Source organism: Haladaptatus sp. AB618, from assembly GCF_024136965.1.
GTDB lineage: Archaea > Halobacteriota > Halobacteria > Halobacteriales > Haladaptataceae > Haladaptatus.
The window spans coordinates 375,297-399,198 of the sequence record NZ_JAMYJX010000003.1; the positions used below are offsets into that span (position 1 = coordinate 375,297).

The window sequence follows — 23,902 nt, forward strand, 5'->3', positions numbered from 1 at the left end:
ACTGACGTTGCAGATTACGAATTCATTTTCTGGAAGTTAGTCGATGAGCGACGGCCATTTCGCTCGGACGCTACCCGCTCGTCAGAACGAACGTCAGGAGGAACCCGGCCGCCGTTGCAATCGCGACGAGCGGACCGCCCTCGTCGAACGCCTCGGGGATGACGGTCACGGCGAGCGACGCGAGCACCGCACCTCCGGCGAACGCCCGAACGAAGGAGAGCAGTTTGTCCCCGAATCCGGCCGAGACGACGCTTCCGATAACGACGGCGGCGGTCAGCAGTCCGGCGACGAGCACCCAGAGGCCTATGATGTCCTTCCTCGAATAGTCCTGACCCTGCATGTCCGTCGCACCGTTGAGCGATTCGGGAAAGTTCGAGGCGAAGATGGCGACCAGCAGGGTGAGATAGTGGACGTGTCCCGCGCCGCCGATGGTGACGCCGAGGGCGGTGTTCTCGGGCACGCCGTCGAGGGTGACACCGGCCAGCAGGGCGAACCCGGACTGGCTCGACGCGTAGCGGTCGATGAGCATATCGGCACCGACGAACACCGCCGCACCGGCCATCAACCCCGCTCCGGCGTACCACGGGCCGCCCATGTTGAACGCCTCTTCGAACAAATCGAAGGTCAACGCGGTGATGAGCGCGCCGCTGGAGAAGGCCAACGCGGCCGCCACCACGTCGTCCGACGGCGTCCAGAACGTGCCGAGTGAACTACCCATCACCAGCGCGCTGGAAGCGAGCACGCCGACGACGAGCGATGTCGGAAAGAACACGTCGTCTGGTTCGCGAGGATAACTGTTAGCAGTTGTGGCAGTTCGGGTTGGTTAAGCGACGCCGAAGGCCGCAAAGTAGGTGACCGAATTCGGCAGTTTCGTGGTATCGGTCACTGCATCGCCTGTGGCGAGGCCTGATCGAAATCGTGGAGAGCGACACGGACGCGAAGCTTAGCACCGTAACCGTCTGGAAATGTTCGGAGTGCCGTGCGATTCTGGGCGTGACGAAGATTGTCGTGTTAACCACTCATTTTACGGCAATACTTGCCGCAAAGCACCCCGTCACGACGATTGCTACCGAAGCCCATAATTGAGGGGGGATCACGATGAGCGATACCGAAACATCGGAAAGCGGAGCGCACGAAGAGCACGAACACCACCACGACGTGGAGGGGCCGGGATATGCCACGCCGCAGGCCGCCATCGAGGAGGCCGAGCGCGAGGAGATCGCGTACGTGCCGTCGCTGTACGTCGGGACGGACGTGGACGCGCCGGACTTCCTGTCGGTCGTGGACGTGAACCCGGAGTCGGACACGTACACCGAGGTCATCGACCGGGTCGAGATGCCGAACAAGGGCGACGAACTGCACCACTTCGGGTGGAACGCCTGTTCGTCGTCCTGTCACGTCGAGGGACTGGAACGACGGCACCTCGTGGTACCGGGCCAGCGCTCGTCCCGACTGCACATCATCGACACGAAGGACCGGGAGAACCCGGAAATCGTCAAGGTCATCGAACCCGAGGAGGTGTACGAGTACGACCTCTCGGCACCGCACACCGTCCACTGCATTCCGGACGGGGAAATCCTCATTTCGATGCTGGGGAACGAGGACGGCGACCTGCCGGGCGGTTTTCTCGAACTGAACGACGACTTCGAAATCGAGGGGCGATGGGACCCGCCGGGCGAGATGGAGATGAACTACGACTTCTGGTATCAGCCACGCCACAACGTGATGGTCTCCTCGGAGTGGGCCGCGCCGAAGACCTACTATCCGGGATTCGATTTGGAGGACGTCGAGGCGGGCAAGTACGGCCACAAACTCCACTTCTGGGACTGGACGGAGCGACAGCTCCAGCAGACCATCGACCTCGGCGAGGAGGGTATGATTCCGCTGGAAGTCCGCTTCCTGCACAGTCCGGAGTCCGCCCACGGCTACGTCGGTGCGGCGCTATCCTCGAACATCTTCCACTTCTACGAGCGCGAAAAGGAGTGGTTCGCGGAGAAGGTCATCGACGTCGAATCGCGCGAACACGACGACTGGGACATGCCGGTTCCCGGTCTCATCACCGACCTCGTCGTCTCGATGGATGATCGATACCTGTTCTTCTCGAACTGGCTCCACGGCGACGTGCGGATGTACGACGTGAGCGACCCGTCGAACCCGCGGTTGTCCGATCAACTCTGGGCCGGTGGACTGTTCGGTCCGCGACACCCGACGGGTGAGGACGATAGGGAAGTAGTCGCCGGACCGCAGATGCTCCAACTCAGCATCGACGGCGAGCGTCTCTACTGGACGACCTCGCTGTTCTCCACGTGGGACAACCAGTTCTACCCGGAGGAGAAAGAGGAGGGATCGGTGATGCTCAAAGCCGATGTGAACCCACGAAAAGGAACGATGACGCTGGACGAGGACTTCCTCGTGGACTTCGGCGAGATGCCGAACGGCCCCGCCCGGGCACACGAAATCCGGTGGCCCGACGGCGACTGCACGAGCGACGTGTGGCAGTGAGTGCTCGCGAGTATCGCGTTCGACTCGACTGGCGGAATGGCGGGGAGCGTGTGATTCGCACAACCGGCGGGGAGTCCGTGCTCGATGCCGCTGAACGAGAAGGAATCGGCCTTCCGTTCGGCTGTCGGACCGGCGCGTGTGCCACTTGCACTGGCCGGTTGCTGTCCGGCGAAATCGAACACGAACGCGAACCGCGGGCGTTGAAATCGGATTCGTTGGCGGACGGTTACGTCCTGCTCTGTATCGCCCGGCCGCAAACCGACTGCCGGATCGAAGTCGGAACCGCGGTCCACGCCGACCTCGTGACGAATCCGTGGAAGTAGTCGGGGATCCGGCGTGGTAGTTTTCGTGTCCCGTTCGGGAATTCCTATGATTGAAAGATAACGTTATTTACATCTACTACGAAACAGTTCGGCACATGGACCGGGAAATCACGCGACGGGCGCTCGTCGGGGCGATAATCGGTGGGACCGCGGTCGGCGGCGCGCTCTCACCGGTCGGGAGTTACCTCCGGCGGTTTGCGCCGTTGAGCGGGGAGGCGTGGGGGACGGCCACGGACGACACGGACGGGAGCGTCGAGAGCGAGTACGGAACGGCGGCGCTCCGGTACGACGAGGACGGCGTGCCGAACATCACGGCGGAGAACGAGCGGGCGCTGTATTTCGCGGTGGGGTACGCGCAAGCCCGGGACCGACTGTTCCAACTCGACCTGCAACGTCGGCTAATGTCCGGACAGGTGGCGGCCGTCGTCGGCGAGTTGGCGGCCGATTCCGACGAGTTCCACATTCAGATGGATTTCGTGGGGGCGGCGGAAGCGACGTGGAAGCACATCGCCGACACGGACACCGGCGAACTCGTGAGGGCGTTTTCGGCGGGCGTGAACGCTCACATCGAGAACGAACCGCTCCCGCTGGAGTTCGGCCTGTTGGAGTACGAACCGGCGGAGTGGACGCCCGCGGACACGATGCTGATGGAAAAACAGATCTCGTGGGAGCTGACGGGGAGCTTTCTCACGCTCCGGAAGGCGAAGGTGGCCTCGAAACTCGGCCAAAAGGCGGCCACGGAGCTGTATCCGGAACGGCTCGATCATGATTCGCCAGTCATTCGCGGGACGGACGAAGGAACGTCGGCGACGTCGGCGAACTCGTCGAACAGCATTCCCGCACCCGATACCACCGACCCCGATGGTATCGGAACGCCGCTACTCGACTGGTTGGGAAACTTCGAGCGCGATCACGGCATCGGGTCGAACAGTTGGCTCGTCTCGGGGAAGCACACGGCGAACGGCAAGCCCATCGTGGCGAACGACCCTCACCTGAGCCTGATGGCACCGCCGGTGTGGTACGAGATGAACCTGGAGCAGGGCGACACGCGAGTCCGCGGCGTCACGTTCCCCGGCGTCCCGTTCGTCGTCATCGGTGAGAACCACGCCGGGGCGTGGGGATTCACCAACGCGGGTGCGGACGTCATCGACTTTTACCGATACGAAATCGATGGCGACCGATACCGCTACAAGGGCGAGTGGCGCGATTTCGAAACCCAACAGCGGGAGATCGAGGTCGCGGACGGGACAAACAGGACGACCACGCTTCGGAAGACCGTCCACGGTCCGGTGCTCGAACGCGACGGCTACCGGGTCGGCGTCGCGTGGACGGGCCACTCTGCCACGGACACGACGCTGGCGATTCACGAGTACAACACGAGTGACGGCGTGGACGACCTGCGCGCGGCGACGAAGAAGTTCGACGAACCGACCCAAAACCTCGTCTACGCCGACCGGGACGGGAACACGCTGTATTACACCACCGGCAAGATTCCGCGCCGGATGGTGGACGGGAAGCAAGTCCGCGGCGACCGAATCTTCGACGGGTCGGCCGGGGAAGCCGAATGGAAAGGGTTCGAACCGTTCGGCGTCTCGACGTGGGAGGGGTTCGTCCCGTTCGACGAAAAGCCACACGTCACCGACCCGGACCTCATCGCAACGGCGAATCAGCGGATCACGAACGACCCGTATCTGTCGGAAGCGTACGCCAGCCCCTACCGCGCCCAGCGCATCTACGAACTGCTGGACGAGAAGGCGAAATCCGGAGACATCGACGTGGCGACGATGGAGGGAATACAGGACGACACGCTCGACAAGCGGGCGGAGGCACTGGTTCCGACGCTGGTCGAGGCGGCGCGCGAGAAAGGTGAGGACGGACTCGAATCGGCCGTGAAAACGCTGTCCGACTGGGACTACCGCATGGAACGCGACTCGCGGGCCGCCCTGCTGTTCGTCCAGTGGTTCGACGCGTTCCGTGAGGAGGTCTTCGGGAAGACGTTCGAACAAGCCGGATTGGACGACAGTTACTACCCGCGCGATTGGGTGTTGGCGCATCTTCGGGGAAGTCGCTGGTTCGGTAGCGACGGACGCAAAGCCACGATGGTGCGCGCGCTTGAGACGGCGACGGAAGCCATCGATGCGTCCGACGCCGAAGTGTACGGCGACTACAACACGACGGAGGCCATCACCCACCCGTTCGACCAGTCGTTTCTGAACTCCCCCGTGATTCCGACCGACGGGTCGAGCCAGACCGTCAACAACTACCGCAAGGAATCGGCGGTCGGCAGCAGTTGGCGGATGATTTGTCCGATGAAGGGAGATTCGGAGGCCATCCTGCCGGGCGGCAATTCGGGCGATTACTTCTCCGACCACTATCACGACCAACTGAAGCGGTGGGCGGACACGAAGTACAAACCCCTGACCCACGAGATTCGCGGGAACGTCGCCGTCGAATTCGGAGGCGACCGATGAGCCGACTGGACGCCCTCCGCGCCGACCCGATCCAACGCGTGGCGTTCATCGCCATCGGCGCACTCGCCGGCCTCGCACTCGCGTGGTTCCACTGGATCGGCCTGCTGATCGGCGGGGCACTGGTGAGTCTGCTGACGATGAACTGGAAACGCGGCGTCCTCGCCGGAATCGGGTTCGGGGTCCTCGTACTGCTCGTCTTCGGCGGCCTGCTCGCACTCCACGGTTCGCTCGGGCGAGGGGTCGAAATGGGGCAAATCACCGCCCTTGCCGTCGCGATTCCGTTGGTCCTCGGCGCGGTCGGCGGACTGGCACGGACGCTGGTGTGAAACGGAGGAAGAAAATCACGCACGTGCCAGGAGTTGCAGCCACGTCTGGGTCGCATCGACGCTGACCGAATCCACCGTGAATCCTGCCTCCTCGGCCATCTTCGACAGTTCGTCGGGGCGGTAGAGCGTGAACGACCGTTCGTCCGTCTCGTACACGTCGCCGTCGACCTCCCCTTCGCCGTGTTTGACCGAGAGGAGAAAGATTCCACCGGATTCGAGCACCCGATGGAACTCCTCCAGCGTCGGCGGCGCGTCCTCCCGCGGGACGTGGAGAAACGACGCACACGACCAGAGGCCGTCGAAGGAGTCCGATTCGAGGGAGAGACTGCGCATGTCCATCCGCGCGAACTCCGCAGTCGGTGCGACGTCCCGCGCCGCCCGGAGGAAGTTCGGCGTGAGGTCGATACCGACCACCGAATGCCCGTGATCGCTGAACGTCGCCGATTCCCACCCCGGCCCACACCCGACGTCCGCGATTCGCGCGTGGTCACCGTCGGTCGCCCCTTCAACCGCTTCGAGAAATCGTTCGACCAACTCCTCGACTCCCGTCCTGTCGGCGTTCCGGTCTCGATACTCGTCGGCGACCGCTTGATAGGTTTCGATCGTATCCGGGTCGGTCATCGTGTGAACTGAACGATGGACGGGAGGGATATAGGTGTCACTGCCGCCGAAAATAGGCGACGCCGACGACCGACGTGCTCACTGCTCGAAACCTGATAATCGAAGAATGCACCGGACGGGATTTGAACCCGTGCCATGAGCTTGGAAGGCTCAGGTCCTGCCACTAGACCACCGGTGCGTGCATTACCCGGTCACGCTGTTGCGTGCATCCGAGTGTACTCTCGAATTGTGCACCCCGGCTTAAGGGTGTTACTGTTTTCGCCCGCGGACGACGGCGTAGCAGTTCCCGCTCGAAATCGCCACGTCTTCCGGTTTCAACGCGCTGTTTTCGAGGTCCTCCCGGAACTCGTCGGGCGAGTAGATGTGATAGAAGCGCGGAACGGTCTCGCCGCCGGGGAGCGTCCAATCGACGGTCGTGTCGAACCCCTCCTCGCGGTCGAACTTGTCGTGGGCCGTGCTCCACGCGCTGACCAGCGCGGTGCCATCCGGGGAGAGGACGCGAGCGAGTTCGTCTAAACTCCCGATACGGGCCTCGCGGGTCGGCAGATGGTGAAGCGTGGCAACGTACACCGCGAGGTCGAAGGCGTCGGCGGCGAACGGAATCCGTGCCGCGTCACACTGCACCAAGTAGAGGTCGAACTCCCGTTCGGTCGCGCGCTCTCGGGCCTCCGCGAGCAGGCCCGCGCTCACGTCCGCGCCGACGACGCGCTTTGCGTGGTCGGCGAGCAGTTCGGAGTGACGACCGTTGGCACAGCCGAGGTCGAGGCCGATTTCACCCGCTCGGTCGTCGAGAAACGACTCGACTTCGGGCCACGCGTACTCCCGCGTCTTCGCGAAGTGGGCCGCGATGCGGTCGTAGGTCGCCCGCACGTCGTGGCTCGTCGGTTTCATACCCGAACTCCGAGCGGGGAACTCAAATGTCCTACGAGAAGACGACGAAGTCGATGACGAGGAACGCGACGTACGCGATGGCGAGCATCGCCGTCGCGTGTTTCGCGCCGTCCCGGACCTTCCCCTCGCCCATCTTGCCCGCGACGAAGCCGGAAAAGACGGCCTGGACGAGCGCGGTGTGGAAGAAGACCACGGTGTAGGCGTGGATGTTCACCGTCGAGATGTTGCCGAGTCCGCCGATCGTGACGGGACTTCCGGCGGCGTTTCCGGATGGGAGGTTCTGGAGCGCTGGAACGAGGATGGCCGAGAGCGTCCCGATGATGACGAGGAAGATCAAAAACGAGAGGTAGATGATGATGAGGTAGGTCATCATCTCGTCCTCGCGCTGGCGTTGGAGGCGTTTGGATTCCTGTGCGTCGTCCGCCGCGATCCGGAGGACGCGCCCGATGTCGCCGCTCGCGCGCATCGCGTTCGTCACCAGCGACACCACACGCGTGACGGTGGGCGTATCGATTCGGTCTTCGAACCGCCGAAGCGCGGTCGCGGTGTCGGTTCCCCATTCGATGTCGCGTTCCATGCGCGCCAACTCCTCGTTCAACGCGCCGAGGTCCCCCTTCGTCACCCGCCGAAAACTCTCCACGACCGTCATCCCGGCTTCGTTGACGCTGGCGAGTCGGTCGAGCATGTCCGGGATGGCCGCCTCGATGGCTTTGAGCCGACGGCGATTGTTCCATTGGACGACGGCGTACGTCCCCAACACGAACAGGGCGGCCTGCACCACGACGTCGTCCGCGGACGGGATGGTCGCCGTCCCCGCCGCGAGGTCCGGGAGGATTCGAACGACGATCGAAAGCAACGCGAGAGGAACCGTCAGATACAGCAGGGCGTCCGGGTTCTCCCGCACGGTTCGGAGCGGTTCGGTCAACGCGGTTCGAACGTTCTCGAACTTGTCGTAGGCGGCCAATCGCTCGGCGTTCGAGACGGTCGTTCCGCCGTCGCTCACCGTCCGTCCCGCGTCCGGGTCGCTCACGCGACGAACCGTTGGGACGGTCGCCATCGGTGCGGTCCGGTTCTCGCGGCTGATGTGCAGCGATTCGGTGATGCTGTCGAGGTAGACGACGAACCCGACGTTGCCGAGCGGGATCAACAGATACGCCGTCAGGTAGAGGAACCGAAGCGTGTCGGCGATACCCATCAATCCCATGATGACGAGGATCGTGATGAGCAGGAGCGGACCGACGACGAACAGCGACACGTACCCCTCGGCGAGGACCGAAAGCAGTTCGAGGAACGCCTCCTGCTCGGCTTTCGCGTCGCGTTGGTAACGTTCGTACTGCTCGCTGAGATACGACGGGAGACTCCGGCCGCTCTGGAGGACGCTCGCCAAGTTCTCGCCGAAATCCTCGAACTTCTCGCTCGGGGATTGACGCGACATCTGTCTGATGGCGGTGAGAACGTCGAGGCCGAACAGGTCCATCGCTTTGACCCCGACGGCGATCTCCTCGGCCGCCTCACCGTACACGTCGCGGTTTCGTGCCAGAATCCGCATGATGTCCGGCATTCCCATCCCGCTTCGGGAGAGTGCGTACGTGAACGCGACCGTTCGTGAGAGGCTGCTGTCGATCTTACGCGCGCGTGTGTTCCCTTCGTACGCTGGTAGCTCCCATCTGAGCCAGTACGTTAACCTCCCACCGAGAAGGCCGACCGTCGCGCTGCTGAACAGTAGGAGGACGAACAGATGACCGATGGACAACGAGGGAACGACGACGAGGTCGGCGAGGAAATCCAACTTCGTCGGAAGTTCGCTCCGGAGCACGGTAGGGGACACGGAGAGGGTCGCCAACACGAGTCCGGCGACGTAAACCCCGAGGATGCTTCCGGAGATGGCGGCCAACGTGCCGTACACCCACGTCTTCGAAGCGTACAGTCGGTACGTCTCACCGACGTGTGCCGCCCGAAGAACCTCCTCCCGGCGGTTCCGTCGCCGCCCGCTATCACGAACGTAGGTGCCGAAAGTTTGGAGGGAAACTCGCGTGACGGTTCGATACGCCGTCGTGCTGACCGGGGCGAGTGCGACGGGTGCGAGGAGAACGAGTGCGAGGACGAGCGGGACGAAGTTCAGCAACCCCATCAGTCGAACTCCGCCACGGGCGAGCCGATGGTGCGTTCGACGTTCGAGACGACGGTTTCGGGGTCGGCATAGTACTCGTTGACCATCGCGGTGAACCGACGGTAGTCCGAGATACCGTTCTCGCGGAGATACTGAAGGACGAGTTTTCTGTCCCGAAGTTCGGCGAGCAGTTGCGACTGCGTCCAACCGTGGTCGCGTCGAATCCCATCCAGCACGCCGCTGTCGCGTTTATGAAACGTATCGCCTGCCGCGTCCCACGTGAACGCGGTCGTGTAGTCCAAATCCCCGGTTCGTTGGTCGATACCGTTGATCTCGGCGAGTGCCTGATTCCGTCGCACGCGCTCCTCGCCGACGTAGGTCAACGACTGGATGGAGAGAATGTCGAGTGACTGTATCATCGCGCGCGGGACGTTGATGGGTTCGTTTTCCAGGCGGTTGATGACCGTCTGCACGCTGTCGGCGTGCATCGTGGAGTAGGTCGTGTGGCCGGTGTTCATCGCCTGAAACAGCGTCATCGCTTCGTTCCCGCGAACCTCACCGACGACGATGTACTCGGGACGATGGCGCAGCGCCGAGCGAAGCAGGTCGTACATCGTGATGTCGTTCCCGGCGTCCAACCGGTCGCGGGTGACCGAGGAGAGCCAGTTGTCGTGATACAGCGTCAACTCGCGGGTGTCCTCGATGCTGAGCACTTTCGAGCGCGGCGGGATGAACATCGAAATCGCGTTCATCGAGGTGGTCTTTCCGGACGCCGTCCCGCCCGCGAAGATGAGCGATCTGTTGTTCTCGATGGCCAACCAGAGGTAGGCCATCTGGTCGAGGCCGAAGGTACCGTAGTTTATCAAATCGACGGGGGTGAACGGCTCGTCGGCATACTTCCGGATGGTGAACGCCGATCCGCGCGGGGTGACCTCCTGGCCGAGCGCGAGTTCCGCACGGCTTCCGTCTGGCAGAGTCGCCTCCACGACGGGTTCGCCGACGCTGACGTGTTGACCCGACTGTTGGGCGAGGCGGACGACGAGGCTGTCGAGTTCCTCCTCGGAGTAGACGACGTTCGTCCCGATGTCGTTGTACTCGTCGTGATAGACGAAGATCGGGAGGTCGTAGCCGTCACAGGAGATGTCCTCGATGTGCGGGTCGTGGATGAGCGGATCGAGTTTGCCGAACCCCCGGAACGACCGGAAGAGGTAGTAGAGAAGCCGGAAAAACGTGGCCGGATCCACCTCGACGCCGTACACTTCGAGCAGTTCCCCCAGTTCGTCACGGAGGAGGGCCTCGGCCGTTTCACCGCCCATCTCCCGACGATAGATGAGCGATTCGCGCAGATCCGAAAACAGCCGGTCCAGCAGTTCGACCTCGAAATCGTCCAATTCCGGTTCGACGACGTGATACAGATACTCGTTCGCTCCCGAGTCGTAGTTGATGGAGACGAACGCGAACGGCGCGTTCAACCAGTATCGTTCGATTTCCTCGTATCCCGAAACACCAGTAAACGTAATGAGCGAGCCGTGCGACGTCGGGTCGTAGTCATCGACCGCTACGGTCGACCCCCGAAGCATCTCGGCGGTGCGCCGAATCGTGTGTCGCAATTCGCGCGCGCGGACGGTCAGTTCATTGAACGTTAGCCCCGACATGTTTGTCTAGTGTCCATCACGCGTCGGACCGGACGGCCGATTCCGGTTTCCCCCTGTCCAGCGCGTGAGAGACGTATCTTGTCACGCTCATCGAAGTGGGGATACTTAAATCAATGGCTCGACAGGTACCGAGACGGTAAATGACATTGGAATATGATTATTTGCCTTTCGAGAGGAGTGCTCACGTTTCGGTACATGGCGTTACGTTCATGAGACGCGAGAACGTAGGTTCGGGTACGGAATGAGGCGCGATTATTTCACATTGAACGTCGAAAATATCGACTGGGTCGAAACAGGCGGGACGCCCCAGAAACCGACGGTAATCATCGATTTCGAGGGACCGTCCGCCACGCTTCGTGAGCGGCTTACCGGTCCATCCGGGGATCTTCTCGATGCGGGAGAGACGGACGTTACCTTTCGACTACAGGCCAGTCTCGACGACCCGTCGGCGACGGGCGTCGTGAGCGTGACGAATCGAACGACGGGTGACTTCATCCTCGAACTGAACGAAGACGCGGACGACGTGCTTCGGTTCATCCGCGCGGCCCGCGCGTACGGCGACGAGACTGACGAGTCGAACGGCCGCTATCACGTCGATATCGCGATCAACGGGGACCACGTGGTCGAATACGACAAGAGTACGTTCCTCGTGTACAACGACGCCGGTAATCTACTGCGCCAGCACAGTCTCATCCCGAGCGGCGTCGAACTGTAAACCTCCTTTTTCGCGCCTTCAGAACCACGGAGCGATGACGCCGGTCATCACCGCCGCGATATAGATCCCCGCGATTGCCGCGAGGAGGATGATTGTCCCGATCAGATAGTCGAACAATCCGTTCGGCGTCGTCAGCCTTGGCAGGTTCATGTCAACGTCTACGACGGACGGTGCCATAATCGTTGTTGGGGAAATCGAGAGGACCTAAGTACCAGGATACGAAGCCTCTCGTATGAACTTGTTCGGAACTGCGGGTATCCGCGGTGATGTCGTCGAGCGGGTAACTCCCGAACTCGCGCTCGCCGTCGGACGGGCCGCTGGACAACAGGGAGAGGCGTTCGTCGTCGCCCGCGACGGACGGGAAACCGGCGCGGCACTGGCCGCCGCGATGGAAGCCGGGTTGGAAAGTGCCGGGGCAACCGTCTACCGTGCGGGTCAGCTTCCGACACCCGCACTCGCGTTCGCGTCGCAGGGTCGTCGTGGCGTCATGCTCACGGCGAGCCACAACCCCCCGACTGACAACGGTATCAAACTCTTTCACGACGGGCAGGAGTACGACCGCACCGCCGAGCGGGCCGTCGAAACCGGCGTCGAAGACGACCTGCCGCCTCGCCCCTGGGACGAGTGGGGAGAGAGTTCCCGGGAGGACGTTCTCCACACGTACCGGAAGGCGGTGATGGAGTACGCGCGGGAGTACGGTGCACCGCTGAACGGCGTCCGCGTCGCCGTCGATTGTGGCAACGGGATGGCGAGTGTGGCGACACCCCAAGTCCTCCGAGCGCTGGGTGCACAAGTAATCTCGCTCAACGCGAACGTGGACGGGCACTTCCCCGGCCGCCCGAGCAAGCCGACACCCGAGACGCTGACCGACCTCCGTTCGTTCGTCGCCGCCGACGATTTCGAGTTCGGACTGGCCCACGACGGGGATTCGGACCGAATCGTCGTCGTCAACGCGGACGGCGATGTCGTCCACGAGGACACCGTCGTCGCAATCCTCGCGGAACATTACACGAGGGACAGCGAGGCCGCGGACCCGGTGGTCGTGACGACGCCAAACGCCTCGGCACGAATCGATGAGCGCGTTCGTGAGGCCGGGGGGCGCGTCGAACGCGTCCGACTCGGGTCGCTTCACGAGGGAATCGCATCGGCACTCGAAGACGGCGACGAGGATACCGAAGTCGTGTTCGCCGCCGAACCGTGGAAGCACATTCACACGGAGTTCGGCGGGTGGATCGACGGCGTGGTGAGCGCGGCGGTGCTCTCGCGACTCATCGCGGACGCCGGGGGCATCGAACCGCTCCGTTCCGACGTGACCGAGCGCCCGTATCGAAAGGTAAGCGTCGATTGTCCCGACGACGCGAAGACGGGAACGATGGAACGGGTCGAAACGACGCTCCCCGAACAGTTCCCCGAGGCCACCGTCGAGACGGAGTACGGGGTTCGTGCGGAGCTTTCGGATGGATCGTGGGTCCTCGTCCGACCGAGCGGCACCGAGCCATACGTCAGAATTTACGCCGAAAGCGAGGACGTGGACGACCTCGTCGCCCGAACAAAGGATATCGTAACGAACGCCGTATCGAGTGTAAAAAAGTAACCGACGACGCCGTGTTTCAGTTATTTTTCGGGATTTCGAGCGCAAAGCGACGCGTTTATCACAAATCACTCGTCTGATTACTCATAGATGACGGACATTGACAAACGGCGTCGAACGGTGATGAAAGTAGGCGGTACCGTCGGCATCGCCGGACTTGCTGGTTGTATCAGTAGCCCCAGTGACAGTAATGGGGACGGTGGCGGCGACACCAGCAGCGACGGCGGGAGCGGGGACGACACCTCCTCGACGGGGACCGACGGGAGCTCCGACAGCGGCAAGGACACCAACGTCGGGATGGTCTACGCGACGGGCGGTCTCGGGGACAACTCGTTCAACGACATGGCGAACAAGGGAATCAAACAGGCGAAACAGGAGTTCGGCGTTCAGTTCCAGAACGCGGAACCCGACTCGCCGAGCGACGTGGAGAACCTCCAGCGGCAGTTCGCCCAGTCCAGCAGCCCGAACTACGACCTCATCTGCTGTATCGGCTACGTCCAGACGAACTCCCTGATCAAGAACGCCAGTCAGTACCCCGACCAGGACTTCATGCTCGTGGACAGCGTGGCGGAGAAGGACAACGGTGACCTCGTGAAGAACGTCGCGAACTACACCTTCAAGGAACAACAGGGCTCGTTCCTCGTCGGTAACCTCGCCGGACAGCTGACTCAGATGGACTTCAGCGCCGGAAAAGGTTCGACGAACCCCGACAAGAAAGTCGTCGGCTTCGTCGGCGGGAAGGAAGTTCCGCTCATCAAGAAGTTCGAGGCAGGCTACAAGGCCGGTGTCGCACGCGCGAGCGAGGACATCGAGGTCAAAACGGCGTACGCCGGTACGTACAGCGACCCGGTTAAGGGGAAGGAAGCGGCGATTTCGATGTACGAGAGCGGTGCGGACATCGTCTACCACGCGGCGGGTGGCACCGGAAACGGTGTGTTCAAAGCCGCGAACCAGAAGGGTCGGTTCGCCATCGGTGTCGACAGCGACCAATCGAAGGCGAAAGGGACGGCGAAGTTCAGCCCCGTCATCCTCGCCAGCATGGTGAAGAAAGTGGACGAGGCGGTTTACCGCTGCACGAAGCACGTCATGAACGGGGAGTTCAAGGGCGGCCAAGTCAACACGCTCGGTCTGAAAGATGGCGGTATCGAAGCCGTGTACGGCGCGGACCTCGGTTCGAAGATTCCACAGGACGTCAAGGACAAAGTGGACGAATCGCGCAAAGCAATCGTCAACGGCGACATCGAAGTCCCGACGAAACCAAAGCAGTAAGCGCAAACCCGCGCGCTTAAACAAGTAGGACGGAAATCCAGAATTAGAATGAGCCGGGCGGTACATCTCGACGGCATTACGAAGCGATTCCCGGGTGTCGTCGCAAACGACAACGTCGATCTGACGATAGAGCCGGGGTCGATTCACGCACTTTTAGGGGAGAACGGTGCCGGGAAGACGACGCTGATGAACGTCCTCTACGGACTGTACGAACCCACCGAGGGGAACGTCGTCATCGACGGCCAACCACGCGAGTTCGATTCGCCGCGTGATGCTATCGACAACGGCATCGGCATGATTCACCAGCACTTCATGCTCGTCGATACCCTCACGATTACGGAAAACATCGTTCTCGGCAACGAACCTCGAAAGTGGGGTGGATTGGCAATGGACCGAGCTCGCGCCGAACGCGAGGTGCGAGAACTAAGCGAGCAGTACGGGTTCGACGTGGACCCGAACGCGCTCGTCGAAGACGTGAGCGTCGGCGTGCAACAGCGCGTCGAAATCCTGAAAGCACTGTATCGGGGCGCGGACGTCCTCATCCTCGACGAGCCGACCGCAGTGCTCACGCCACAGGAAATCGAGGAGTTGCTCTCGGTTCTCGACGAACTCACGGCACAGGGAAAGAGCATCATCTTCATCACCCACAAACTCGGCGAGGCGATGCACGCCGCCGACCAAATCACCGTCCTTCGGGACGGAAAGAACGTCGGTTCGGTCGATACCGACACCACGAACCGCGAGGAACTCGCGGAACTCATGGTCGGTCGTGAAGTGCTCCTCGAAACGGACAAGGACCCCGCGGACCCCGGCGACGTGATGCTCAACGTCTCCGGGCTTCGAATCACGGACGAACGTGGCGTCGAACAGGTGTCCGGCGTCGACGTCGTCGCCCGTGAAGGGGAAGTGTTCGGCATCGCCGGTGTCGACGGAAACGGCCAATCCGAACTCATCGAGGCAATCACCGGCCTCCGCTCGCCGGACGAAGGCGCGGTTTCGTTCGACGGTCGGGACATTACTGGACTGTCCCGCCGGGAGCGAATCGACGCCGGAATGGCCTACATTCCCGAAGACCGGCAAGTTCGCGGTCTCGTCATGGAGTTCGACCTCGTGGAGAACGGCCTCCTCGGAAGTCAGCATTCGGAGCCGTACTCACACGACGGTCGAATCGACTGGAACGGGACACGGGTACACGCTGAGGACATCATCGAGGAGTACGACGTGCGACCGCCCGACGCCGACGCGTCGGCGGAGTCGCTTTCGGGCGGGAACCAACAGAAGTTCATCGTCGGTCGGGAGTTCGCTCGTGACCCGTCGCTCGTCGTCGCCGCGCATCCGACGCGTGGTGTGGACGTCGGCAGTATCGAGTTCATCCACGACCGACTGCTCGACTTGCGCGCGGAAGGGAAGGCCATCGTCCTCATCTCCTCGAAACTCGACGAAGTGCAGCAGCTCTCGGACCGACTCGCAGTCATGTACGAAGGAACCATCATGGACGTCGTTGACCCGGACCACGTAACCGAAGAGGAACTCGGCCTGCTGATGGCGGGCGAGCATCCGGATGACACACCCAGTCTCCGAGGTGAAGTCCAGTGAGTTCGTGGCGGGACCAAGCCGAAAAGGGCCTCACTCGACTCACGGAAACGTCGGCGGTCGAACGAATTCTCATCAGCCTCGCCGCGCTCGTCATGTCGATCATCGTCGGCGGGTTCGTCATCCTCATCTCGGGGTGGGTCGCGACCTGTTCCGATCCGTTCCTCGCACAGCAAGTCCTCATCACGATTCCGGGAACGGGCGGCTGGGGGGTCCAGTTCCCGATTCCGGGGTCGTTCTGTTACAACCCGATCCAGGTGTACAAGTACCTCTTCGTGGGATCGTTCGCCAACCCACAGACGTCCACCCTGTTCCCGCCGGACTTCGTCCTCGACAAGTTCAGCCTCGCGGTGACGCTGCGCCAGACGAGCGTCCTCCTGCTCGCCGGACTGGCCGCCGCCATCGCGTTCCGGGCGGGGATGTTCAACATCGGAACGCAAGGACAACTCGTCCTCGGTGGGCTCGGCTCCGCGTTGTCGGTGCTGTGGGTCGCCCCACACGTCCCCGGCGGACTCGTGGGAAGCATCATCCTCATCCCGCTCGGATTGCTAGCCGGAGCGGTCGTCGGTGGTATCTACGGTGCGATACCGGGAGCGATGAAGGCGTACGCGGATGCGAACGAGGTCATCACGACCATCATGCTCAACTTCATCGCCACGGGTATCGCGTTCGTCCTCGTCTCGGAGTACTTCAAGAATCCGGCGAGTCAGACAGTCGAAACGCGTCCGATGCCGTCGGCGGCGGTGCTGTCACCCATCGTCTTCCCGAGCCAGGCGTCCTTCTCCATCCTCGTCCTCATCGGCGCGCTCGCCCTCGCGGGCGGGGCCTACCTGCTCCTCCACCGAACGGCGTTCGGGTACGACCTCAGGACGAGCGGCGTCCAACCGGAAGCCGCGGAGTACGGTGGCGTGGACGCGAAGCGAACGATGGTATCGAGCATGGCACTCTCCGGTGCCGTCGCCGGAATCGCGGGGACGGTGTACGTCCTGATGATTCTGGGTCGGTGGCAACAAGGCGTTCCATCCTACGGTTTTGACGGTATCACGGTGACGATTCTGGCGGGTAACAACCCGCTCGGTATCCCGCTAGCAGCGCTCCTCTTCGGAATGCTGAAAAGCGGAAGCCTCGCCATCGACTTCGGACTCGGCGTGCCGAAACAGCTAGTCGGCGTCCTGCGCGGGCTCATCATCCTGTTCGTCGCCATGCCGGAGTTCTTCCGGATGATCGGCAAACGGGTGACGACCCCGAGTTCGTCGGGTGCCGTCGCCGCGGATGGCGGTACGACCGTCGAAGGAGGTGAGAACGATGAATAGACGCGTTCGGCTAACCATATGGTCCATCGTCGTCGCGGCGATCATCGGCGTCGTCGGGTTCCTGTTCCCGAACAGCGTCGTCGGCAAGATCGTCGGCACGATCAACGGGAGCTATGCGAGTGCCGCACTCCGGGCGACGGTACCGATCGGATTCGCCGCACTCGGTGGTATCTTCGCCGAGAAAAGCGGCGTCATCAACATCGGACTCGAAGGGCACCTCATCATCTCGGCGTTCACCGGTGTCGCGGTCGCCAACGCGCTCGCCGGACCGGCAGGCGCGACACAGACGACCCTCTGGCTCGGCTTCTTCGCCGCGGTCATCGCGAGCGGACTGCTCGCACTCCTGTTCGCCGTCGTCTGCATCGAGTTCAAGGCCGACCAGATCATCGCCGGACTCGCGGTGTGGCTCATCGCGCTGGGTCTCGCACCGTTCGCGAGCAAGATCCTGTGGGGCGGCATCAACAGTCCGAGCGTCGGCACGATAACGAACTGGCGGATTCCGCTTCTCGCGAAGATTCCGGTCATCGGTCCGGTGCTCTTCAACGCGAACCCGACGGTGTACATGCTCCTCATCGCCGTTCCGCTGACGTGGGGAATCCTGAACAAGACGGCGTTCGGTCAGTGGGTGAAAGCCAGCGGGGAGAACCCGATGGCACTCGACACGGTCGGGGTGGACGTTCATCGCGTCCGCTACGCGAGCGTCCTCATCTCGGGACTCCTCGCCGGAATCGGGGGTGCGGGACTCTCGCTCGGGCAGGCAGGGCTGTTCAACGGCAGCGGCACCACGATGGTCAACGGCCGTGGCTGGATCGGCATCACCGCCTACCTGTTCGGGAACTACAACCCGTTCGGCGCGTTCGGCGCGTCGTTCCTCTTCGCCAGCCTCGATGCGCTTCAGTTGCGACTTCAGCAGGTCGGGTTCAACGTGCCACGCGAACTCATCGGAATCATCCCGTACGTGACGGTCATCATCGTGTTGGTGTTCGTCGGACACACGCGAACCCCGGACGCCGCAGGCGAGCACTACGAATCCGGCGAAGAGTAAGGCGCAAGGCGGCGGTCGGTCGTTCGCCGATATCGTTTTTCGGTCGATTTCGGTCCCGGTCCGTTTTCCCGATTCGTTCGACGCGAGGAGCGGTTGCTGTGGGAAGTTCCGGAAGGTCGCGGATAACAGGGTTTGAACGAGCGCGAGCGAAACGAGCAGTCCGTGAAACACGGCGGTTCTGGTTCCGTGATGGTATATGAACGTTCGGGGAAACAGGGGAGAAAAATCGCGCGGACGCGGCGCGTCCACCGCATCTTCGCGCGCCGACCGCTCCCTCCGCTTCTCTCACAATTCGTGTTTTCGCGTCTTATTTGAACCGTCGTCACGCATCCGTCGTATGGACGAACTCGTCGAGCAGGCACGCGAGATTCAGGACCGTGCGCACGTCCCGTACTCGGAGTACCCGGTCGGGGCAGCGCTCAGAACCGCGGATGGAACCGTCTACGTCGGTTGTAACATCGAAAACGCGAACTTCAGCAACTCGCTTCACGCGGAGGAAGTCGCGTTCGCTGAGGCGATAAAGTCGGGACACCGGGAGTTCGACCGTCTCGCGGTTAGTTCCGCGCGCCGTGACGGCGTGACGCCGTGCGGGATGTGCCGCCAGACGCTCGCCGAGTTCTGCGACGACGACCTCGTGATCGTCTGCGACCACGGCGACGAGGTGAAGGAGTACACCCTCGGTGAGTTGCTGCCGGACACGATCACCGAGGAGATGCTGGACTGATCGTCGCCCGTCGCCCGAAACGCGAAGCACCTATTTCTGCGGCGGCGAACGTGAGTGGTATGGATGATAGCGAAGACCCAAACGCGGAGGTACAGTACCACATCGAAGTCGGCGAGGACGACGTTGCGAACGCGGTTCTCCTGCCCGGCAATCCGGAGCGCGTCGAGAAGATAACGCAGTTCTGGGACTCGGCGGACGAGAAGGCGTTCCACCGCGAGTACCGAACCGTGACGGGAACGTACGACGACGCGCCCATCAGCGTCACTTCGACCGGCATCGGCAGTCCGTCGGCCGCGATTGCGGTCGAGGAACTGGCGCGAATCGGTGCGGACACGTTCATCCGTGTCGGGTCCTGCGGAGCGATCCAACCCGAGATGAGCGTCGGCGACCTCGTCATCACGACCGGCGGGGTTCGACAGGAAGGGACGAGCGACGAGTACGTTCGGGAGGATTATCCGGCGGTCGCGGATTACGAAGTCGTCGCGGCGCTGGTCGCCGCGGCGGAACGACTGGATTATGACTACCACACCGGCATCACGATGAGCGCCGACAGCTTCTACGCGGGGCAGGGCCGTCCCGGATTCGAGGGTTTCCTCGCGGAGGGAGGCGACGAACTCGTGTCCCATCTGCGGGACGCGAACGTGAAAAACATCGAGATGGAAGCGAGCGCGATTCTGACGATTGCGAACGTCTACGGTCTCCGAGCGGGGGCGATCTGTTCGGTGTACGCGAACCGCGAGACCGGCGAGTTCCGAACCGAAGGCGAACATCGGGCCGCCGAAACGGCCAGCCTCGCGGTGAAGCTACTCGCACGGATGGACGAGGTGAAAGCGGAGGCAGGTGTGGACCGCTGGCACCCGGGTCTCTCCCTCGACTAGCTCGTTTTCCTGACCTGCTGTTCGATAACAGTCCCGTTGACGCGGTAGATCGCCACCGACCCGGAGCGATACACTCGGTGGATTCCGGGGAAGCGTTCGAACGACGTCTGACCGTAGCGCTCCCGCTCGCGCGGGCCATAGTATATGTATTCGACGTCGTATCGTTCCAGTAGCTCCGCACGGGTTTTCCACGTCGTGGTCGGTGAGAAAATCGCCGCGACGTCGTTCTTTCGAGCCTGGTAGGCATCGCTCCCGCGATAAATCTGCTCTTGATACCAACCGACGATGGTCGGAACGCCGGTGAGCGACGACGCAGGACTCCCCCAGACGTAGGGCTTTCCGGGCGCGGACACGATGTGCGGTCGTCCCTTTCTCGCGTCGAGCCATTCGATCGCTCCGGCTTCGCCGGGGTGGAACGTTTGGACGAACGCCAACCCGTCGAGCGTCGGGTCGTCCGCTCGATGGATCGGGTTGTCCGTCGTCACGTGCTCCCCCAGGGAGAACACGCCGTACACGGATGCGACCAGTACGAGAAGCGTCGCACAGACCGCAGTCGCCTGCCTGCTTAATCGTGATGTTTGGCTTCGAGTGGTCGTTTCGGTCCGAGTGGCCGTCTCGGCTGGAATCGCGGCCGCTACCAACCGTGTCAGTGCGACGCCCGCGGCGACACCCCAGAGGACCCACAGTTGCATGTATACCTTGAACACCGTGTTGAACCGTCCGGAAATGGCGTTGTCGCGCACGTAGACGAATTCGACGAGCAGGACGAGTCCCGCACCGGCCACCAACAGTACCGTCTCGAACCCGAGGTCGGCGTCCGAACGGAGGAGCAACCATCCACCGACGAGAAGCGGGGCAACCAACAGCAGCGCCGCGGCCCCTGCTTTCCAACTCAGGAGACCCAACAGGAGACCGAAGATCACCACGAGTGCCGTATCCCTGTCCTTCCATCGGGCATTCATCCCGAGATACAGCACGAACAGACAGAGGAAGATGCCGTGGACGATGAGCAACTCGACGGCGTTGCTCCGGTCGGGCAGAAAGCCGAGACCACGTGCGCCTGCGGCCCCGAGCAGCACGTTGAGGATGAATGGGGCCGCCCACACGAAGGCGAGACCGCCGACGGCGACGACGATGAGCAGCGAAAGTACGATCCTGATGAGTTCGTCGGCCAACCGCGATCGTTCGCCGATTTGAAGCAGTCGCTCGCCGTGCGGAACGAGCGTTGCCGGATGTCCTTCGGCGAACACGAGCGAAAGCCAGACGACACCGAGTGCGGTCGGAAAGCTCCAGAAACTGACGGTGCTGATAAAGCCGACGACGGGTGGAAGCGCGACGAAGAGGAGGAGACGTCGCCGCTTGGTGTCGGAACGATATATGGCATAGCCGAGCGCCGCGACGAACAACAGGAACGGCTGTCCCATCATGTGGGCGTGAAGGTCCCCGTTCAGATACGCGAAGAAGGGGAACTCGTTTATCGTCCCGACCATGACGCGGCTGGCGTCCCAGTAGTGGAAATCGGTCGGCGAGATGGGAATCGCCGACGGGTCCATCTCCAGCGGTTTCGCGATCGCTTCCAGCAACCACTGTGGGAAGCTTCCCGCGAGCAGGCGCAAGGGGGTGTAAACGTTCCCGGCGAAGCCGACGAAGAACCCGGCAGCGATACCGGCGAAGCGTCGAGGTATCCCCTGCCTGTCGGCGATCGCGCTCGCCAGACCGTAGGCGGACGTGATGAGCATACCGTAGAAGCCGGAGAGGGCGAGGTTGTAGCTGTAGCGGGGGAGCGTCCCCGTGAGTTTCGTCAGAATCGCGGCGATGAGATGGCCGCCGTAGTAGTACTGAATCGATTTCCCTGCAAACCACATGTCCTCGGGCGGGAGCTTCGGGGTTCGCATGAGCGATTGCAGCACGCCGAAATCGAGGAACTTCTCGCCCCCGGTCGCGATGATGGCCGGATCGATGGCCCGGACCACGACGAGAAAGCAGAACGCGACCGTGAAAACGACCATCGCTTCCGTGTACCCCTCCAAATCGAGTTCGAGGTCGTACCGCGTCAACGCCATCGAGAGGGCGGCGAGAACGACGATTGCGACGACGACGGTAGCGCTCGTAAACGTAAACTGGCCGAGCCAATAGGTGACGACCGTCACCACGACGAGACTCGCCGGAAGGGCGAACGTCGCCCCACGGTCGGGGAACCCCTGAAAGAGCGCGGCTGTGATCGGAAGTCCGGCGAGCGCGAGTGCGTAGTATATTACCAGCCAGAACGCGACGAGCACGAACTCCATCTGGGTCATTCGGAGCACCGCAGTGATATACTTCTTGTGGTTGTGTATTGCAATAGACATATTTTTTTGTCGTATACGATCGCGGCACAAACCCACACACGGCGGCCGAATCACAACCCTTAACCACTGGACGGCAGTATGAACTGATAGCGGGATGGGATAGCCAGGAGATTCCGGCGGGCTCATAACCCGCAGATCGGTAGTTCAAATCTACCTCCCGCTATTTTACTTCGATCTCAACTCCCGAATGACGGGCAGAGTCTTGCCGCTGTCGTCGGGATTGCATGAACCTACACGGAGTGGATTTGAATCAGGAAGCGAAGCGGAACGGCCGTGGTTCGAATCTACCTCCCGCTATTTACACACGACTTTCACCGACCAGTTATTTCTTAATCACAACCCTTAACTACCGGACGGCAGTATGAACTGATAGCGGGATGGGATAGCCAGGAGATTCCGGCGGGCTCATAACCCGCAGATCGGTAGTTCAAATCTACCTCCCGCTATTTTCCCTTTACTTCAACTCTCAAGCGACGAGCTGAGCCTCGTCGCGGTTATTTAGCTGGATAATCCTGCGGAGTAGATTTGGATCAGGGAGTGGAGCCAAGCGAAACGACCGGGGTTCGAATCTATCTCCCGCTGTTTTCACACGATTCGTCTTTCATCGGTCGGTTCTCCCTTTCCCTCAAAATCGGCCGGTGCCATCCGACTTATTCCCCTTGCACCGGTAGAACCGTACATGCCATCCGCACTGTTCGTGGTGAGCGAAGAAGGATATTGGGGAGAGGAGTGTATCGAACCGCTGCAAACGCTGGATGAGGCGGGTGTCGAGATAACGGTCACGACGCCGAGTGGGGGAAAACCCGTGGTCGATGAGCGATCCATCGACCCCGAGAACGTGGGCGAAGAAACCGCAGAGCGTGTTCGGGAAGCCGACGAAACGGACCCGCGACTGCAGGATCCGGTTCCGCTAGCGACGACGAGCGTCGAGGAATACGATGCCGTCGTCTTCCCCGGTGGCCATGGGACGGAGTGGGACGTAAACCAGGACAAGCACGCACGAAACCTGCTCCGTGATGCGGTCGAAACGGGCGATACGAAAGCACTCGTCGTCTGTCACGCCGTTGGCTTGCTGGCGTTCACTCGTGACAGTGACGGAGGCTTCCTCGTGGACGGACGAAACGTCACCGGGTTCCCGAACGAGTGGGAGGAGGGAATCGTCGATGACGACGACTGCATGCCGGACGGCCGGAAACTACCGTACTGGGTCGAGGACGAAGTGAAAGCGGCGGGTGGAACGTGGGACGCCGAACTCGACGCCGAAACCAGTGTTCGGACCGACGGTGATCTACTTACCGCACGCGGACCGGGGTCGTCGCATGACGCGGCGACGACGCTCCTCTCCGCGCTCGGGATCGAGTGATCCGGATCCGAAGCGGGTAATTTATAGTTGATTCGTTCCCAGTTGACACGAGATGCTAGGGACGCGCGGCGTGTTGGCGGTGGTGGCAGGGGTAGTCATGATAATTGCCATCCCCGTTCTCCGCTCCGGACGCCGGTCAACGGGGCTGTGGTTACTGACTATCG

At 62.1% G+C, this 23,902-nt stretch carries 20 protein-coding genes and 3 tRNA genes; 15 read left to right on the forward strand and 8 right to left on the reverse strand.

The features are described 5' to 3' along the window. Nucleotides 1-70: 70 nt before the first annotated feature. On the reverse strand, nucleotides 71-772 hold the full coding sequence (locus tag NKF26_RS12380) for a ZIP family metal transporter (RefSeq protein WP_253229036.1): 702 nt from the start codon (nucleotides 770-772) through the stop codon (nucleotides 71-73). 326 nt (nucleotides 773-1,098) lie between these two features. Here NKF26_RS12380 and NKF26_RS12385 point away from each other — a divergent pair, with 326 nt between their 5' ends. The 4 genes from NKF26_RS12385 (at nucleotide 1,099) to NKF26_RS12400 (ending at nucleotide 5,622) form a co-directional block, all read left to right on the forward strand. Then, nucleotides 1,099-2,502, forward strand: coding sequence for a selenium-binding family protein (locus NKF26_RS12385; RefSeq protein WP_253234393.1), 1,404 nt, complete (start codon nucleotides 1,099-1,101; stop codon nucleotides 2,500-2,502). 50 nt (nucleotides 2,503-2,552) lie between these two features. Continuing rightward, on the forward strand, nucleotides 2,553-2,825 hold the full coding sequence (locus NKF26_RS12390) for a 2Fe-2S iron-sulfur cluster-binding protein (RefSeq protein ID WP_253229062.1): 273 nt from the start codon (nucleotides 2,553-2,555) through the stop codon (nucleotides 2,823-2,825). A 95-nt stretch (nucleotides 2,826-2,920) separates the two neighbouring features. Beyond that, complete coding sequence (locus tag NKF26_RS12395; protein WP_253234394.1) at nucleotides 2,921-5,296, forward strand: penicillin acylase family protein; 2,376 nt, start codon at nucleotides 2,921-2,923, stop codon at nucleotides 5,294-5,296. Then, nucleotides 5,293-5,622, forward strand: coding sequence for a hypothetical protein (locus NKF26_RS12400; protein WP_253229034.1), 330 nt, complete (start codon nucleotides 5,293-5,295; stop codon nucleotides 5,620-5,622). The genes NKF26_RS12395 and NKF26_RS12400 overlap by 4 nt, the downstream gene beginning before the upstream one ends. A gap of 15 nt (nucleotides 5,623-5,637) precedes the next feature. Here the strand turns inward: NKF26_RS12400 and NKF26_RS12405 are convergent, their stop codons facing one another. The 5 genes from NKF26_RS12405 to NKF26_RS12425 form a co-directional block, all read right to left on the reverse strand. Continuing rightward, nucleotides 5,638-6,243, reverse strand: a complete 606-nt coding sequence (locus NKF26_RS12405) for a class I SAM-dependent methyltransferase (protein ID WP_253229033.1) — start codon at nucleotides 6,241-6,243, stop codon at nucleotides 5,638-5,640. A 107-nt stretch (nucleotides 6,244-6,350) separates the two neighbouring features. Continuing rightward, a tRNA-Gly gene (locus NKF26_RS12410) sits at nucleotides 6,351-6,421 on the reverse strand. A 71-nt stretch (nucleotides 6,422-6,492) separates the two neighbouring features. Next, the gene (locus NKF26_RS12415; protein WP_253229032.1) at nucleotides 6,493-7,134 is read right to left on the reverse strand and encodes a class I SAM-dependent methyltransferase; all 642 of its coding nucleotides are present in this window, start codon (nucleotides 7,132-7,134) and stop codon (nucleotides 6,493-6,495) included. A 31-nt stretch (nucleotides 7,135-7,165) separates the two neighbouring features. Next, complete coding sequence (locus tag NKF26_RS12420) at nucleotides 7,166-9,265, reverse strand: type II secretion system F family protein (RefSeq protein ID WP_253229031.1); 2,100 nt, start codon at nucleotides 9,263-9,265, stop codon at nucleotides 7,166-7,168. Further along, nucleotides 9,265-10,899 (reverse strand): type II/IV secretion system ATPase subunit, encoded by a 1,635-nt coding sequence (locus NKF26_RS12425; RefSeq protein ID WP_253229030.1) that lies wholly within the window; start codon nucleotides 10,897-10,899, stop codon nucleotides 9,265-9,267. Before NKF26_RS12425 ends, NKF26_RS12420 begins: the two co-directional genes overlap by 1 nt. Nucleotides 10,900-11,140: 241 nt before the next feature. Here NKF26_RS12425 and NKF26_RS12430 point away from each other — a divergent pair, with 241 nt between their 5' ends. After that, nucleotides 11,141-11,614, forward strand: a complete 474-nt coding sequence (locus tag NKF26_RS12430) for a DUF5793 family protein (RefSeq protein WP_253229029.1) — start codon at nucleotides 11,141-11,143, stop codon at nucleotides 11,612-11,614. A gap of 18 nt (nucleotides 11,615-11,632) precedes the next feature. Here the strand turns inward: NKF26_RS12430 and NKF26_RS24115 are convergent, their stop codons facing one another. Next, nucleotides 11,633-11,764: a hypothetical protein gene (locus NKF26_RS24115; RefSeq protein ID WP_255359158.1), complete on the reverse strand. Its 132-nt coding sequence runs from the start codon at nucleotides 11,762-11,764 to the stop codon at nucleotides 11,633-11,635. Between the two features lie 82 nt (nucleotides 11,765-11,846). Here NKF26_RS24115 and NKF26_RS12435 point away from each other — a divergent pair, with 82 nt between their 5' ends. From NKF26_RS12435 to NKF26_RS12465, 7 genes are all read left to right on the forward strand, one after another. Continuing rightward, on the forward strand, nucleotides 11,847-13,208 hold the full coding sequence (locus NKF26_RS12435; protein WP_253229028.1) for a phosphomannomutase: 1,362 nt from the start codon (nucleotides 11,847-11,849) through the stop codon (nucleotides 13,206-13,208). Between the two features lie 87 nt (nucleotides 13,209-13,295). Then, nucleotides 13,296-14,474 carry a BMP family protein gene (locus NKF26_RS12440; RefSeq protein ID WP_253229027.1) on the forward strand — a complete coding sequence of 393 codons (1,179 nt, stop codon included), beginning with the start codon at nucleotides 13,296-13,298 and terminating at the stop codon, nucleotides 14,472-14,474. A gap of 48 nt (nucleotides 14,475-14,522) precedes the next feature. Continuing rightward, on the forward strand, nucleotides 14,523-16,070 hold the full coding sequence (locus NKF26_RS12445) for an ABC transporter ATP-binding protein (RefSeq protein WP_253229026.1): 1,548 nt from the start codon (nucleotides 14,523-14,525) through the stop codon (nucleotides 16,068-16,070). Beyond that, entirely contained in the window at nucleotides 16,067-17,380 is a 1,314-nt protein-coding gene (locus NKF26_RS12450; RefSeq protein ID WP_253229025.1) for an ABC transporter permease, read from the forward strand. The genes NKF26_RS12445 and NKF26_RS12450 overlap by 4 nt, the downstream gene beginning before the upstream one ends. After that, nucleotides 17,373-18,425 (forward strand): ABC transporter permease, encoded by a 1,053-nt coding sequence (locus NKF26_RS12455; protein WP_253229024.1) that lies wholly within the window; start codon nucleotides 17,373-17,375, stop codon nucleotides 18,423-18,425. Before NKF26_RS12450 ends, NKF26_RS12455 begins: the two co-directional genes overlap by 8 nt. Nucleotides 18,426-18,621: 196 nt before the next feature. After that, a complete protein-coding gene (gene cdd / locus NKF26_RS12460; protein WP_342766360.1) occupies nucleotides 18,622-19,149 on the forward strand; it encodes a cytidine deaminase in 528 nt (175 codons plus the stop codon). A 59-nt stretch (nucleotides 19,150-19,208) separates the two neighbouring features. Continuing rightward, on the forward strand, nucleotides 19,209-20,027 hold the full coding sequence (locus NKF26_RS12465; RefSeq protein WP_253229022.1) for a nucleoside phosphorylase: 819 nt from the start codon (nucleotides 19,209-19,211) through the stop codon (nucleotides 20,025-20,027). On the opposite strand, the gene NKF26_RS12470 is transcribed toward NKF26_RS12465, so the two are convergent. Further along, nucleotides 20,024-22,375, reverse strand: coding sequence for a DUF2298 domain-containing protein (locus NKF26_RS12470; RefSeq protein WP_253229021.1), 2,352 nt, complete (start codon nucleotides 22,373-22,375; stop codon nucleotides 20,024-20,026). The genes NKF26_RS12465 and NKF26_RS12470 overlap by 4 nt on opposite strands. 88 nt (nucleotides 22,376-22,463) lie before the next feature. Between NKF26_RS12470 and NKF26_RS12475 the strand changes: the two genes are divergently transcribed. The 3 genes from NKF26_RS12475 to NKF26_RS12485 all read left to right on the forward strand — a co-directional run bounded on the left by NKF26_RS12475 (nucleotide 22,464) and on the right by NKF26_RS12485 (nucleotide 23,738). Next, nucleotides 22,464-22,538 (forward strand) — tRNA-Met (locus tag NKF26_RS12475). A 208-nt stretch (nucleotides 22,539-22,746) separates the two neighbouring features. Continuing rightward, nucleotides 22,747-22,821: transfer RNA gene (locus tag NKF26_RS12480), tRNA-Met, on the forward strand. Between the two features lie 233 nt (nucleotides 22,822-23,054). Then, nucleotides 23,055-23,738 carry a type 1 glutamine amidotransferase domain-containing protein gene (locus tag NKF26_RS12485; RefSeq protein ID WP_253229020.1) on the forward strand — a complete coding sequence of 228 codons (684 nt, stop codon included), beginning with the start codon at nucleotides 23,055-23,057 and terminating at the stop codon, nucleotides 23,736-23,738. The last annotated feature ends 164 nt before the right edge of the window (nucleotides 23,739-23,902 follow it).